The sequence below is a fragment of the Streptomyces sp. NPDC050806 genome (assembly GCF_055586425.1).
In genome coordinates this window covers 230,323-244,903 of the sequence record NZ_JBVJIF010000001.1, presented here as the reverse complement: position 1 = coordinate 244,903, position 14,581 = coordinate 230,323, and the positions used below count along the sequence as shown (strand labels likewise).

The following is a 14,581-nucleotide window of genomic DNA, read 5'->3' as shown; positions in this document are numbered from 1 at the left end:
GGAACACTTCTTCCAATCCGGGGCGAGTATGTGAGCGGCGCCACACCGCGTCAAGGGGTGCCGTACGAACCCCTCAGCCCCGGCGCCCGCCCGGGAGTTGACCGAGTGCGGCTTCGACCTCCTTCGCCGCCGCGGCGACCAGCGCGCCGAGTTCCTTCTCGGACGTGGCGGCCATCCGGCTCGTCGGCACGTTCACACTGATGCTCGCGACCGGGACACCGGCGTCGTTCCGTACCGCAGCGGCCACCGCCGAGACGTCCGCGCGCCACTCCCCGCCGTTCGTGGCATAGCCCTGCCGCCGGATCCCCTCGATCTCGGCGCGCAGCCGGGCCGGATCGGTGATCGTCGTGCCGGTGTAGCCGGCGAGCCCTTCGGCGAGATAGCGCTCCACGGCGTCGTCGGAGCGCGCGGCCAGGACGGCCTTGCCGTTGGCGGAGGCGTGCGCGGGGAGGTTCTGGCCCAGCGGCAGGATGATCCGGACCGGCTGGCTCGTCTCCAGACGCTCGATCAGGATGACCCGCTCTCCCTCGGGAACGGCCAGGTGGACCGTCTCATCGGTGCGGCGGCGCAGCTCCTCCATCACCGGTACGGCCACGTCCCGCAGGCCGAGTTCACCGGCCGCCCGCCGTCCGACCAGCAATGCCTTGGTGGTGAGGACCCAGCGGGTCGGCGTGCCCGCCGCGGGCCTGATCCAGCCCGCGGCGCGCAGCGTCGTGAGCGTGCGCTGGGCGGTGCTCTTGGGCAGTTCCATGGCCCGGGCCAGGTCCGCGACGCCGACCGGCTGCCGGGCGGCGATCTCCTCCAGTGCCCGCAGTGCGTTGAGGACGTTCTGCACCCGTTGACTCCCTCCACGGACCACACCTATGCTCCGCGTGCCACAAGACGATACGCCGTGCCGTCTCACGGCACAAGCGTGGAAGGGGAGTTGACCGCATGACCTCCCGCACCGGCCGCCACTTCCTGCAGATCCCCGGCCCCACCAACGTCCCCGATCAGGTGCTCCGCGCCATGGCGGCACCCACCATCGACCACCGGGGCCCCGAGTTCGCCGAGCTGACGCACCGTCTGCTCCCCGCCCTCAAGCCGGTCTTCGGTACGACGGGACCGGTGGTGATCTATCCGTCCTCCGGCACCGGGGCCTGGGAGGCCGCCCTGGTCAACACCCTCAGCCCCGGCGACCGGGTGCTGTGCTTCGAGACCGGCCACTTCGCCACCCTCTGGCGGGAGATGGCGCTCCGGCTCGGGCTGGAGGTGGACTTCGTCCCCGGCGACTGGCGCCACGGCGCGAGCCCCGAGACGCTCGCCGACCGGCTGGCCGCGGACGCCGCGCACCGCGTCAAGGCCGTCTGCGTCGTGCACAACGAGACCTCCACCGGCGTGACCAGCCGGGTGGCCGACATCCGCGCGGCCATGGACGCGGCGGATCATCCCGCGCTGCTGCTGGTGGACACCATCTCCTCGCTCGGCTCGATCGACTACCGCCACGACGAGTGGGGGGTCGACGTCACCGTCGCCGGCTCGCAGAAGGGCCTGATGCTCCCGCCGGGCCTGGCCTTCAACGCCGTCAGCGGCAAGGCCCTCGACGCCGCGCGCACCGCCCGGCTGCCCAGGGCGTACCTCGACTGGGCCCCGATCATCGAGGCGAACGAGCGGGGCTACTTCCCGTACACCCCGGCCACCAATCTCCTCTACGGCCTGGACGAGGCGCTGCGCATGCTCGCCGACGAAGGGCTGCCGGCCGTCTTCGCCCGCCACCAGCGGCACGCCGCGGCGACCCGGGCGGCCGTCCGCGGCTGGGGCCTCGAAGTGCTCTGCGCCGACGAGCACGAACACTCCGCCTCGCTCACCGCCGTACTGCTCCCCGACGGCCACGACGCCGACGCCGTACGCAAGGTCATCCTCGACCGCTTCGACATGTCGCTCGGTACGGGCCTCGGCCGGCTCGCCGGACGGGTCTTCCGCATCGGCCACCTCGGCCACTTCAACGACCTGACGCTGGCGGGCACGCTCGCGGGCGTCCAGATGGGCCTGGAGCTCGCGGGCGTACCCGTCGACCCGGCCGGAACCCTCGCCGCCCTGGAGCACCTGCGCGCGGCGTGACCCGAAGGCGGACCCGAGCCCGCGCACGCATGCCGCCTCCCCCTCGTGCTGGACGTCCGGTGCGAGCCCCGCATCAGCACACACCACAACTCCCCGCATCCATCGCTCACTTGGAGTCTCCACCCATGACAGCGATCAGCGACGGCACCCCCGCTCCCCGGACCGGCGTCACCGAGGCGCCCGCCGGTCACGCCCGCGACCTGGAGCGGCGGCTGCGGGAGGACCTCGACGGGGAGGTGCGGTTCGACGAGTACACCCGCCACCTGTTCTCGCGGGACGCGAGCATGTACGCGATCACACCGCTCGGGGTGGTGTTCCCGCGCCACGCGGACGACGTACGGGCCGCGGTGGCGGCCGCGGCGGAGCACGGCGTACCGCTGCTGCCGCGCGGAGCGGGCACCAGCCTGGCCGGCCAGACCACCGGCCCCGGGCTGGTCCTCGACCTGTCCCGGCACCTGAACCGCATCCTGGAGCTGGACCCCGAGGCCCGTACGGCGCTGGTGGAGCCGGGCGTGGTCCAGGACCAGCTGAACCGCGCCGCCGCGCCGCACGGCCTGATGTTCGGCCCGGACACCTCCACCAGCAACCGCGCCACCATCGGCGGGATGGCCGGCAACAACTCGGCCGGCAGCGGCTCCCTGCGCTACGGCATGACCATCGACCACATCCGCGCCCTGGACGTGGTGCTGTCCGACGCGACGACCGCCCGCCTCGGCCCGGTGACGGAGGAGGAACGCCGGCGGCGTGCCGAAGCCGCCACGCTCGAAGGCCGCCTCTACCGCGAGCTCCCGGCGCTCGTACGGGAGAACGCCGACGCCATCGAGGAGGGCTTCCCGCGCTTCTGGCGCCGCGCGGGCGGCTACCGCCTCGACCGGCTGGCCCGCGAGGACACCCCGTTCGATCTGGCGAAGTTCGTCGTCGGTTCCGAGGGCACCCTCGTCGTCGTCACCCGGGCCCTGGTCGACCTCGTCCCCAAGCCGGCGCACACCGTCATCGCCGTGGGCCACTTCACCTCCGTGGCCGGGGCCATCGGCGCCACCGAGGACGCGCTGGCCTGCGACCCGGCCGCGGTGGAACTGATGGACCGGACGATCCTCGACCTGTCCCGGCAGAAGATCGAGTACGCCTCGCTCGGCACCATCCTGCACGGCGATCCGGAAGCACTGCTGTTCGTCTCCTTCACCGGCGACGACGAGGCCGAACTCCGCGGGCAGTTGCAACGGTTGGCGGCGCTGTGGGACCGGCACGGCCACGGCTACCACACGCTCCAGGCGGTCACCCCGGCGGAGCAGTCCGCGCTGCTGAAGGTCCGCAAGTCGAGCCTGGGCCTGCTGATGGCGGCGAGCGAAGGCACCAAACGGCCGCTGGCCTTCGTCGAGGACACCGCGGTCGACCCGGCCCATCTCGCCGACTACACCCGCCGGTTCAAGGCGGTGCTGGACCGGCACGGGCTGACGGCGGGCTTCTACGGCCACTGCTCGGTCGGCTGTCTGCACGTCCGCCCGTTCATCGACCTCACCGACCCCCACCAGCAGCGGACGATGCGCGCCGTCGCGGAGGAGGTCAAGGACCTCGTCGCCGAGTACGGCGGGGTCAACTCCAGCGAGCATGGGGACGGGCTGGCACGCAGCGAGTTCAACCGGGAGCTGTTCGGCCCGGACCTGTACGAAGCGATGCGCCGGGTGAAGCGGATCTTCGACCCGGAGAACCGGATGAACCCGGGGAAGATCGTGGACGCGCCGGCCCTCACCGACCACCTCCGCGACCCGGCCCTGCCGCCCGCGCCCGCCCTCCGCACCCGGCTGGACTTCGAAGTGGTCGGCGGCATGCGCGGCGCGGCCGACCGCTGCATGAACATCGGCCTGTGCCGCAAGGCGGAATCCGGGGCGATGTGCCCCTCGTACATGGCGACGCGGAACGAGGAGGACTCCACGCGCGGGCGCGCCGGCGCCCTGGTGAAGGCGCTGTCCGAGCCCGAGCCGAAGCGTGCGCTGGGCGACGAGCGGCTGCACGAGGTGCTCGACCTGTGCCTGATGTGCAAGGCGTGCAAGAGCGAGTGCCCGCTCGGCGTGGACATGGCCTCGCTCAAGGCCGAGGCGCTCTCCCACCACCACGACCTGCACGGCGTACCGCTGCGCTCCCGCGTCTTCGGCGCGATCCGCCTGCTCAACCGGCTCGGCTCGGCCACCGCACCGCTGTCCAACCTGCCCGGCCGCACCGGGGTGCTGCGCCGGCTGCTGGACCGCCGGCTCGGCATCGCACCGGCCCGGCCGCTGCCCCGCTTCGCACGGCGGAACCTGGTGCGCTGGTTCCGTGGCCGTACCGCGGCGGCGGACACGCGGCCCGCCGGGACGGTGACCTGGCTGGCGGACTCCTTCACCACCTACACCGAGCCGGAGATCGGCCGGGCCGCCATCGAACTCCTGGAACGCGCGGGCTGGAACGTCCGGCTGGAGAGCGGCGGCTGCTGCGGCCGCTCCAGCCTCTCCAAGGGGCTGCTCGACGACGCGCGCGACAAGGCGCACGACCTCGCCCACCGGATCGCCCGGTACGCGCCGCCCGGATCGCCCGTGGTCGGCTGCGAGCCCTCCTGCGTGATGACGCTGCGGGACGAGCACCGCGCACTGCTCCCGGACGACACGGCCGTCCAGGACATCGCGGGGCGCGTCCGCCAGGTGGAGGAGTTGCTGACCGAGGCGCTGGACGACGGCCGGCTGCGACTGCGTGCCGACTCCTGGCTGCGCGGGCGGAAGCTCCTGTACCACGGGCACTGCCACCAGAAGGCGGAGGTCGGGACGGCAGCGACGGTCGCACTGCTGTCGCGTATCCCGGGCGTCGAGGTCGCCGAACTGGACGCCGGCTGCTGCGGGATGGCCGGCTCCTTCGGTTTTGAGACGGAGCACTACGACCTCTCCATGACCGTCGGCGGCGACCGCCTCTTCCCCGCCATCGCCGCGGAACCCACCGCCACGGTCGTTGTCGCCTCCGGCGTCTCCTGCCGCCAGCAGATCTTCCACGGCACGGAACGCACGGCCTGGCACCCGGTCCAACTGATCCGGGAGGCGCTGGCCCCGGACGCCTGACTCCCACTTCCCCTCCCGCTGCGTCACCGGCTTGACCGGTGACGCACCGCGTGCCAGAGTCATGGCGCACGGCAAGAGCGGTGACGAACGCGCGGAGGCTTTGCATGATCGACAGGCGTACGTTCAGCAAGGTCTTAGGGGTGGGGGCGGGCACCGCGGCCGCCGCTTCACTCACCGGTCCGCCCGGCCTCCCGGCCGCCTCCGCCGCCACGGCGCAGGCGGCCGAGCCGGCGAATGCCCCCGCGGCCGGCACCGGCGACACTCCGTCCTTCGCCTCGCTGAAGCAGGTCAGGGCCGGGCTGTTGAACGTCGGCTACGCAGAGGCGGGGCCCGCGCACGGGCCGGTGGTCATCTGCCTGCACGGCTGGCCGTACGACATCCACAGCTTCGTCGAGGTGGCCCCGCTGCTGGCGGCGAAGGGGTACCGCGTGATCGTCCCCTACCTCCGCGGGCACGGCACGACGCGCTTCCTCTCCGCGCGGACGTTCCGCAACGCCCAGCAGTCGGCCATCGCCCTCGACATCATCGCGCTGATGGACGCCCTCGCCGTCGAGAAGGCCGTGCTCGCCGGATTCGACTGGGGGTCCCGGACCGCCGACATCGTCGCGGCACTGTGGCCCGAGCGCTGCAAGGCACTGGTGTCGGTGAGCGGTTACCTCATCACCGACCTCGAAGCCAACCTCCAACCGCTGGCACCGGCAGCGGAGTACGCGTGGTGGTACCAGTACTACTTCGCCACCGAACGGGGCCGGATCGCCATGGAGGACAAGGAGAAGCGGCACGACCTGGCCCGGCTCGTCTGGAAGACCGTGTCGCCGACGTGGGACTTCGACGACGCCACCTTCGCGCGCACGGCCGCCGCCTTCGACAACCCGGACTACGCCGCCGTCGTGCTGCACAACTACCGCTGGCGGCTGAGCCTCGCGGACGGCGAGCGCCGCTACGACCGGCTGGAGAAGCAGCTCGCCACCCGCCCGGTCATCGAGGTGCCGGCCATCACCCTCGATGCCGAGCGGGACCCCTTCACCGCGCCGGGCGACGGCGCCTCGTACCGGGACCGGTTCTCGGGGCCGTACGACCACCGCACCCTGAAAGGCATCGGCCACAACCTCCCGCAGGAGGCCCCCGCGGCCTTCGTCCGGGCCGTCGTCGACGCGGATCACCTCTGAACCGACGACCGACGTCCGACAACCACTGACCAACGACCACCGATCGAGTGGAGATGACGATGGGCATCCATGACGTGACGGAACACCACACCCCCGAACACCACACCCCAGAACACCACGCCTCCGCGGCGCGCCGCGCGCGGTTCGGCGTCCTGCCCGCGCGAGTCCGTTACGAGGACATGGTCGAGGAGCGGCCGGGCGCGCCGCGGGACCCGGCCCGCGACGCCCACGACCCCGAGGGCTCGTGGCGGTCCTTCGCCTGCCTGGCGGCGGATCTGGCACCGTGAACCCGCAACACGTCTTCGTCTGCGGCAATCCGGCCCTCGACTTCGCCGCCACGCTCCGGGCCAGACGTACCACGCGGTTCGAGATGTTCGCGGCACCGGACCGACTGGCCGCCTGGTACGTGGAATCGGGCATCGTCGATGCCGTCTCCCCCTGCCGAGAAGCCGACGTGGCGGCGGCACAAGCGTTGCGGGAGGCCCTCTACCGGCTGATCACGGCCCGGCGCCTCGAAGAGGAATACGACGACGAGGCGCTGGCCGTGGTGAACGAGGCGGCCCGCGTGGCTCCGGCGGCGCCGCGGCTCACGCGTTCCGGACGGTGGACGGCGGCGACGCCGCGGGAGGCACTCTCCACGGTGGCCCGGTACGGGGTGGAACTGCTCAGCGGCCCGGATGTCCCCCTGCTGAAGGAGTGCGGCAATCCGGAGTGCACCCGCACCTACATCGACCGTTCGCGCGGCATGCGCCGGCAGTGGTGCGGCATGGAGTCCTGCGGTAACAGGATCAAGGCCGCCGCCTACCGGGCCCGGAAGAAGAGCACCCCGGCAACGGCCACCGGCTGACGGGACCTCGGACTTCGGCGCGGGGCTCCGGGGAACCGCGCACCCCGTCACGCGCGTCTGTGGCCGGCATGAGCGGGAAATCACGGATACGGAGCACGGGCCGCCCTTCGGACGCCGCCGGCTGCGCCGGATGCGCCCTCGGCGCCTTCGGTGCGGCGACGGCGGCGCTGGTGTGGGCGCCGCGCGCGGCGATCAGCGTGCACGGCGGATTCGAGAACGAATCCCGTGACCCGAGTGTGCTCTTCATCGACCTGCCGCTCGTCCTGCTCGGCGGCGCCCTGCTGCCGCTCCTGGTCCTGGTGCTGACCCACCGTTGGCTGGGGCGGCCCTGGGTCGCGGCGCTCGCGGCGGTGGCCGCGCTCGGGCTCGGGGAGTGGGCGCTCGTCGAGTGGTGGACCCCCCGGAGGCCCCCGAGCCCTGGTGACGGGCCCGGGGTCTGAGCGTCAGCGGCGCCCCCACCGCCACGTCGTCCGGCTCATTCGGTGTCCGTCCGGACGGCGCGCAGTACGGGCACGCGGGCGGCCTGCCGGGCGGGCCAGGTGGCGGCCAGGACACCGACGGCGGCGGCGACCGCGAAGAAGAGGGCGAGCCTCCCCCAGGGAAGGACGAACGGGGCACCTTCCTGTCCGGCAACGGCGGCGAGGCCGATCGCGGTGCCCGACAGTACGCCGAGCGCGGCGCCGAGGAGGGAGATCAGCAGCGATTCGAGGCGCAGGACGGCGGCGACCCGGCCGCGTTCGAGGCCGATGGCGCGCAGGGTGCCGATCTCCCGGACGCGTTCGAAGACGGCCATGGCCATGGTGTTGACCACGCCGAGGGACCCGATCAGCACGGCCAGGCTCATCAGTGCGTACACGATGTTGAGGAGCGGGGTGAACGGGCGTACCGCCTCGCGTCCGGCCTCGGCACGGTCCTGGACGAGCAGGGCCGGGTTGTCCAGGGTCTCGCGGATGTCCTCGCGGAGGGCGGCGGTGCGTCCCGGTGCCGCCTTGACGAGTACGGATTCGGTACGCGGGCCCTGTACGGCGGGGTCGGTGGGGATGTGCAGGGCGCCGAGGGGCAGCAGGGCGGGGGCGAGCGCTTCGGGGCCGTCGTAGAGCGCGACGACCGGCAGCCCGATCTTTTCGCCGGTGCCTTCGACGGTGCCGGTGATCCGGGAGCCCAGGTGCCAGCCGTGTGCCCGCGCCTCCTCCCGCGTGACGGCGATTCCGTTGCCGAGCCGGTCCAACGAGCCTTCCAGGGCTGTCAGTTGTGCGGTCCGGCCGACCGTGCGGGGGTCGACCGCGGTCGCGTCCAGGTAGTTCCCGCCGGGCAGTTCCAGGTACGCGGAGACGGTGGGTGTGACCGCGGTGGCGCCCTCCAGCCGGGCGATCCGCGCCGCGGCGCCGGCGTCGAGCTCGGCGTAGTCGACGGGCGTCACCCGCAGGTCGGCGACCATGGCGTGCTCGGCCTCCGCTGCCGAGGCCTTGCTGAGCGAGGCGGCCGCCACCGTGACGGCGCTGATCAGCGCGAGGCTGATCATCAGCATCGCCGCGGTGGCGGCCGTGCGGCGCGGGTTGCGGCGGGCGTTCTCCACGGCGAGCGTGCCGTGGATGCCGGTGAGCCGGGTCAGCGGGCGACGGATCAGGCCGGTCGCGCCGAGCGCGACGGCGGGGGTGAAGATGATCAGGCCGAGCAGCAGGACCGCGCCGGCGACCGTGACGAAGCCCGGGTCCTCGGTGCCGGATGCCGCGACGACCAGCAGCACTCCCAGTACGGTGACGGCCGCGCCGGCCAGATGGCGGCGGCGGAGGGAGGCCGGGGTGGGCGGCTCACCGCTGCGCAGCGCCGCGACGGGCGGTACGGCGGCGGCGCGGCGGGCCGGTACGTACGCGGCGAGCAGGGTGACCACGATGCCGACCCCGAAGGCGGCGGCCAGCGGCAGCGGCGCGAGGACCTGGAGCGGGGCGCCGGGCCCGTCGGTGGCGCCGAACAGGCGGCCCAGTACGGTCGCGACACCGATGCCGAGCAGATGGCCGAGGACCGCGGCGAGGGTGCCGATCAGCAGCGCCTCGGTCAGGACCAGGCGGAGCACGTGACGGCGGGACGCGCCGACCGCGCGCAGCAGTGCGTGTTCGCGGGCGCGGGCCGCGCTGAGCATCGTGAAGGTGTTGGCGACGAGGAAGGTGGCGACCAGCAGCGCGATGGCGCCGAAGCTCAGCAGGATGCCGGTCAGCTTGTCCTCGTCGCCGCCCGATGCCGCCTCCTGCTCGGCGTTCAGGTCCTGCCGGGTGACGGCACGCAGCCCGTCCGGCAGCACCGCCGCGGCCTCGCGGGCGAGCCGCTGCTCGGAGGTGCCGTCGCGGGCGGTGAGGGTGAGTGCGGTGTAGGCGTCCGGGGCGGGCGCGAACCACCGCTGTGCGGTGGCGGTGTCGAAGAGGGCCAGGGTCCCGCCGGAGACCAGCCGCGGGTCGTGGGCGGTGACGATGCCGACCAGCCGCGCGGTGCGGGCCCGGCCCCGTACGACGATGCGTACGTCGTCGCCGACGCGGTGGCCGGCCCGACGCGCTGTGGACTCGTCCAGGGCGACCTCGCCCGCCGTACGGGGGCCGCGGCCGGCGGTGAGCGGGTAGCGCGGATCGTCGCCGCCGCGCAGGGCGACGAAGTTGGCGCCGCCCGCCGCCTGCCGGGGTCCGACCAGTTCGCCTTCGGGGCCGACGACGAAGGCGGTGCCTTCCGCCGTCCCGCGGGCGGCGGCCGCGTCCGGGAGTGTGCGCAGCCGCTTCAGCAGCCGCTCGTCGAGCGCCGGTGCCGTGGCCTTGCCGGTGTCGTCGGCGGAGGGGTCCGGCCGGACGGTCACGGACGCGTCGGGCTGTGCGGCGGTCCGCGCCTGTGTCAGCGCCGTACGCACGGACTGGGTGTAGAGGAGGGCACCGGAGGTGAACGCCACCCCCAAAAGGACAGCCAGGGCGGGCAGCAGGAAGCGGCGCCGGTGGGCGCGCAAGGAGCGCAGAGCGGTGCGGAGCATGACAAGGGGCCTTCGGACGAGTGCGGACGGGCGGGTCGGGGCCGGCGCGGCCGGGCGGGCGGTCAGCCGGCGTGGTCGAGGGCCTTCATGCGCTCCAGCACCGAGTCGGCGTCCGGGCGCGCCAGTTCGTCGACGATGCGGCCGTCGGCGAGGAAGACCACCCGGTCCGCGTACGAGGCGGCGAGGGGATCGTGGGTGACCATCACGACGCTCTGGCCCAGCTCCCGTACGGAGCCGCGCAGCAGGCCGAGCACCTCGGCGCCGGCCCGCGAGTCGAGGTTGCCGGTCGGCTCGTCGGCGAAGACGATCTCGGGCCGGGCGGCCAGGGCGCGGGCCACCGCGACGCGCTGCTGCTGGCCACCGGAGAGCTGGTTCGGCCGGTGGTCCAGCCGGGCGCCGAGCCCGACCGTGGCGACGATGTGCTCCAGCCACGACCGGTCGGGGCTGCGGCCGGCGATGCTGAGGGGCAGTGTGATGTTCTCCAGCGCGGTGAGCGTCGGCAGCAGGTTGAACGCCTGGAAGACGAAGCCGATCCGCTCGCGGCGCAGCCGGGTGAGCTCCTTGTCCTTCAGCGTGCCCAGTTCGGTGCTGCCGATCCGCGCCGAGCCGTGCGAGACCGTGTCCAGGCCGGCCATGCAGTGCATGAGCGTGGACTTTCCGGAGCCGGACGGTCCCATGATCGCGGTGAACTGCTCGCGCCGGAACTCCACCGAGACGGCGTCCAGCGCCACGACGCGGGTGTCATCGCTTCCGTAGATCTTGGTCAGGCCGGCCGCGGTGGCCACGGCGGCCGTGGCAGGGCTCAGCTGCATGGGAGAACGCTCCAGTGGGTCGGTCGGGGCACGGCGTCACGGGTCCGGGAGGCGCGCCGCGGCAGGGCTGCGCGGACCGGAATCGGCCCGCGATGCGATCATCCGGCGCCGACCGCACCCCGCGGATCAGCCGTATTGCCGAGCCTGCGGGGTGCGCGGGCCGTCCGGGTCGACCGAAAGGCCGAGGCCGGCGGCGCCCGTCCGCCGTAACGTCGAGGACATGATCCGCACGTTCCGGAACCGCTCCGTACTTCAGCAGGCCCTGCTCCTCCTGGCCGCTGCCGCCGTGCTCTCCCTGCTCGTCGCCGAGGGGGCGAACACCGGCTTCGTGCCCACCGCGGTGGCCACCGTGCTGACCGGTGCGCTGTGCGTGGCGGCGCTCGTCGTACGGCCCGTCCGCTTTCCGCTCGCGGCGGGCGTCGCGGTGACCGCCTCGGTCGTCCTCACCGTGGTCACCACGCAGCTGACGCACCGTCCGGAGAACACGCCGGGCATGGTCGAGCTGTGCGCGCTGCTGCTGCTCACCGCCCGTGCCGTCCGGCTGATGGCCCTGCTGCGCGCCGTGGTGCTCGTCCCCGCCGCGGCGTGCGCCGCCGGTCTCCTGCTGCTGCGGCTGCCGGGTACCGAGTGGCCAACGGCCGGCACCGTCCTCGCGCCGGTCGTCCTTCTCGGCGCGGCGCTGGCGGTCGTTCTGGGCCTGTACCTGCGCGTGCTCGACACCCTGCGGGAGCGCGAGCTCCTCGCCGACCGGCAGGATCAGCGTCTGGAGTACGCCCGGGAGCTGCACGACTTCGTGGCCCACCACATCACCGCGATCGTCGCGCAGACCAAGGCCGTACGGTTCGCCACCGCATCCGGGCACGCCCCGGCCCCCGCCGAGCTGGACACCATGCTCGGCCGGATCGAGGAGGCGGGCTCCGAGGCGATGGAGTCGATGCGGGGCATCGTCTCCGTCCTGCGCACCTCGGCGGACCCGGCCGACACCCGGCCCGGCGGCACCCTGGACCGGATCCGCCCGCTGGTCGCGGACTTCGCCCGGACCGGCCCGCCGGCGGAGCTGACCCTCGACCCGCGGCTGGCGGACCGTACGCTGCCGCCCGCGGTCACCACGGCGGTGCACGGGCTGGCCCGGGAGAGCCTGACCAACATCCGCAAGCACGGCGTCGACGTGGGCCGCGTCACCGTCGACGTACGGCTGAGCCCCGAGGACGCGGGCCGCCTGGAGATCACCGTGGCCGACGACGGACGGGCGGCCCGGCCGGGTCACCGCACGCGGGGCGACGGCGGCTACGGCCTGCTCGGCCTGGCCGAACGGATCGAAGGAGCCGGCGGGCACTTCACCGCCGGGCCCGGGGCGGGCGGCGGCTGGCGGGTGGTCGCGGACCTGCCGCTGGGGGCCGGACGCCGCTAGGCGTCCCCGGTCGCGCTACTCCCAGGTCGCGGTGTCGGGGTCGATGCCGTGGGCGCGCGCACTGGCGTCGACGAGGTGACGGAACCACGTGGCGAGGCCGGTGCGGATGCCGTCGTAGTGGGCGGCGAACCCCGGATCGGCCTCGTACATGCGGCCGAGACACACCTGCATCTGCCTGCTGAGGGGAAAGTACGAGGCAAAGACCTCGCGGTGCCGCTCGACGAGCCGGTTCGCTGCCGGGCTGCCGGGTGCGACACCGGAGTCCATCGCCTCACCAAGGGCGCGTTCGAAGTCGGCGACGGCGTCGGCGATGGTCTGCCATTCCTCCGGACCGCGCGAGGCCGAGCGTTCGGCGTACTGCCGCCACTGCGTGGTGTCTCCGTAGCGCTGCCGGGCTTGGGCGGGCCAGTCCGGGTTCCACCGGGGGCCGAAGATCGCGGCCTGCTGTTCGGCGGTGAGCAGCAGGCCGCGCTCGTGCGCTTCGATCATCCGGTCCAGTCCGGCGCCGAGCTGCTGGAGACGGTCGATCCGTTCCGCGACCTGCGTGCGCTGCGCGCGCAGTGCGCCGGGCACGTCCGCTGCCGGGCCGTCCAGGACGGTCCGGATCCTGTCCAGGCCGAGACCGAGCTCACGGTGGACGACGATGCGGTGCAGGCGTTCCAGGTCGCCGGCGGTGTAGAGCCGGTATCCGGCAGCCGTGCGCAGCGACGGCCGCGCCAGGCCGATCTCGTCCCAGTGGTGCAGCGCGCGGACCGTCACGCCCAGCTGCGCCGAGACCTGACCGACGGTCAGGCCATCGGCATCGGTGGCATCATGCATGCTTCTCATTGTCGCCGCGGCCGGTGCCCGGTGGGGTGATCCCGACGGCTGCAAGGTTCCGTGCCTCCTGACCGGCCGGATCGAAGGGCTTCGCCGCGGTGCACACGATCCGTACGTTCTCGGGGGTGGTCACCGCCACGTCGCGGGTGTTCCAGGGGGTGTCCCGTGGGCCCTCGACCGAGTCCGGGCGCAGCGCGCGACAGGCCTCGACAAGCGCATCGACCTGGCTGAGCACGTACGCGAAACTGAAGCTCACCGCCGGCGCCTGCTCCGGAACGCTCGCCGCCGGGACGAGGAGTACGTCCTGGAACGCCCACCGGCGCAGATGCACCACCCGGCCGGGGATGGCGAACAGCTCGAAGAACCCGAGTCCACGGGTCCAGAAGTCCACCGACGCCGCCAGGTCGCCGGTGGGGATCGTCGGGAACGCCGGCATGCCGTAGATGCCGCGGAACGGCTCCGGCGGAACGGCGTCCGGGCCGGGAGCGGGCACGGGGCTGATCTCGAACGCGTTGTAGTAGTCGCTCATGCACCCGACTCTCCGGCCTCACGCGACGTGAGGGTCAAGCCGGGTCCCCGGATCCCGCTGCCGGGGGCTGTCATCATGGACGGCATGACGATCCGGGTGCTCATTGCCGACGACCAGGAGATGATCCGGTCCGCCTACCGCATGATCCTCGATTCCCAGCCGGACATGCAGGTCGTGGCGGAGGCGGCGGACGGTGCTGCCGCGGTGGAGCTGGCCCGCTCGCACCGCCCGGACGTCTGCCTGCTCGACATCCGCATGCCGGAGCTCGACGGCCTGGAAGCCACCCGGCTGCTGGCGGGGCCCGACGTCCCCGATCCGCTGCACGTCCTCATCGCCACCACCTTCGACCTCGACGAGTACGTGTACCGGGCGCTGCGCAACGGCGCCTGCGGCTTCCTCCTCAAGGACGGCTCCCCCGCCCTGCTGACCGAGGCCGTCCGGGCCGCGGCCAAGGGCAACTCCCTGATCTCGCCCGCCATCACCGTCCGGCTGCTCCGGCACATGGCACCGCCGGAGCCGCCCCGCACCACGGCCCGTTCCCGCACGGGCGCCGCGCCCCGGACCACCGCACCGTCCGAACCGCTGACGGAGCGGGAGCGGGACGTCGTACGCCTCGTCGCGCGCGGCCGCACCAACGACGAGATCGCCGCCGAGCTGTATGTGACCCTCTCCACCGTCAAGACGCACCTCGGCAACGTCCAGCGCAAGCTCGCCGCCCGCAACCGCGTCGAGATCGCCGCCTGGAGCTGGGAGAACGGCCTCTGCGACGACAGCGGCGCGGACGTACCGTGACGCCGCGGGAGC

At 73.3% G+C, this 14,581-nt stretch carries 13 protein-coding genes; 8 read left to right on the top strand and 5 right to left on the bottom strand.

Annotated elements, in window-relative coordinates:
* Positions 1–73 precede the first annotated feature (73 nt).
* Positions 74–835 (bottom strand): IclR family transcriptional regulator, encoded by a 762-nt coding sequence (locus ACZ6WH_RS01060; protein ID WP_469725044.1) that lies wholly within the window; start codon positions 833–835, stop codon positions 74–76.
* A 98-nt stretch (positions 836–933) separates the two neighbouring features.
* Here ACZ6WH_RS01060 and ACZ6WH_RS01055 point away from each other — a divergent pair, with 98 nt between their 5' ends.
* From ACZ6WH_RS01055 to ACZ6WH_RS01030, 6 genes are all read left to right on the top strand, one after another.
* The gene (locus ACZ6WH_RS01055) at positions 934–2,100 is read left to right on the top strand and encodes a pyridoxal-phosphate-dependent aminotransferase family protein (RefSeq protein ID WP_469725042.1); all 1,167 of its coding nucleotides are present in this window, start codon (positions 934–936) and stop codon (positions 2,098–2,100) included.
* A gap of 125 nt (positions 2,101–2,225) precedes the next feature.
* The gene (locus ACZ6WH_RS01050; protein ID WP_469725041.1) at positions 2,226–5,183 is read left to right on the top strand and encodes an FAD-binding and (Fe-S)-binding domain-containing protein; all 2,958 of its coding nucleotides are present in this window, start codon (positions 2,226–2,228) and stop codon (positions 5,181–5,183) included.
* Positions 5,184–5,287: 104 nt separating this feature from the next.
* The gene (locus ACZ6WH_RS01045) at positions 5,288–6,352 is read left to right on the top strand and encodes an alpha/beta fold hydrolase (RefSeq protein ID WP_469725040.1); all 1,065 of its coding nucleotides are present in this window, start codon (positions 5,288–5,290) and stop codon (positions 6,350–6,352) included.
* Positions 6,353–6,411: 59 nt separating this feature from the next.
* The gene (locus ACZ6WH_RS01040) at positions 6,412–6,639 is read left to right on the top strand and encodes a hypothetical protein (RefSeq protein WP_469725038.1); all 228 of its coding nucleotides are present in this window, start codon (positions 6,412–6,414) and stop codon (positions 6,637–6,639) included.
* The gene (locus tag ACZ6WH_RS01035; protein ID WP_469725036.1) at positions 6,636–7,199 is read left to right on the top strand and encodes a CGNR zinc finger domain-containing protein; all 564 of its coding nucleotides are present in this window, start codon (positions 6,636–6,638) and stop codon (positions 7,197–7,199) included. Before ACZ6WH_RS01040 ends, ACZ6WH_RS01035 begins: the two co-directional genes overlap by 4 nt.
* A 68-nt stretch (positions 7,200–7,267) precedes the next feature.
* Positions 7,268–7,639 (top strand): hypothetical protein, encoded by a 372-nt coding sequence (locus ACZ6WH_RS01030; RefSeq protein ID WP_469725034.1) that lies wholly within the window; start codon positions 7,268–7,270, stop codon positions 7,637–7,639.
* 35 nt (positions 7,640–7,674) lie between these two features.
* Here the strand turns inward: ACZ6WH_RS01030 and ACZ6WH_RS01025 are convergent, their stop codons facing one another.
* The gene (locus ACZ6WH_RS01025; protein ID WP_469725033.1) at positions 7,675–10,206 is read right to left on the bottom strand and encodes an ABC transporter permease; all 2,532 of its coding nucleotides are present in this window, start codon (positions 10,204–10,206) and stop codon (positions 7,675–7,677) included.
* 62 nt (positions 10,207–10,268) lie between these two features.
* On the bottom strand, positions 10,269–11,018 hold the full coding sequence (locus tag ACZ6WH_RS01020; RefSeq protein WP_469725031.1) for an ABC transporter ATP-binding protein: 750 nt from the start codon (positions 11,016–11,018) through the stop codon (positions 10,269–10,271).
* Between the two features lie 220 nt (positions 11,019–11,238).
* On the opposite strand from ACZ6WH_RS01020, the gene ACZ6WH_RS01015 reads away from it, so the two are divergent.
* Complete coding sequence (locus ACZ6WH_RS01015; protein ID WP_469725029.1) at positions 11,239–12,429, top strand: sensor histidine kinase; 1,191 nt, start codon at positions 11,239–11,241, stop codon at positions 12,427–12,429.
* Positions 12,430–12,444: 15 nt separating this feature from the next.
* Here ACZ6WH_RS01015 and ACZ6WH_RS01010 read toward each other — a convergent pair whose 3' ends face one another.
* Both ACZ6WH_RS01010 and ACZ6WH_RS01005 read right to left on the bottom strand, forming a co-directional pair.
* On the bottom strand, positions 12,445–13,248 hold the full coding sequence (locus tag ACZ6WH_RS01010) for a MerR family transcriptional regulator (protein WP_469725027.1): 804 nt from the start codon (positions 13,246–13,248) through the stop codon (positions 12,445–12,447).
* The gene (locus ACZ6WH_RS01005; RefSeq protein ID WP_469725025.1) at positions 13,241–13,777 is read right to left on the bottom strand and encodes a VOC family protein; all 537 of its coding nucleotides are present in this window, start codon (positions 13,775–13,777) and stop codon (positions 13,241–13,243) included. The genes ACZ6WH_RS01010 and ACZ6WH_RS01005 overlap by 8 nt, the downstream gene beginning before the upstream one ends.
* Before the next feature lie 75 nt (positions 13,778–13,852).
* On the opposite strand from ACZ6WH_RS01005, the gene ACZ6WH_RS01000 reads away from it, so the two are divergent.
* Positions 13,853–14,569, top strand: a complete 717-nt coding sequence (locus ACZ6WH_RS01000; RefSeq protein WP_469725023.1) for a response regulator — start codon at positions 13,853–13,855, stop codon at positions 14,567–14,569.
* Positions 14,570–14,581 lie beyond the last annotated feature (12 nt).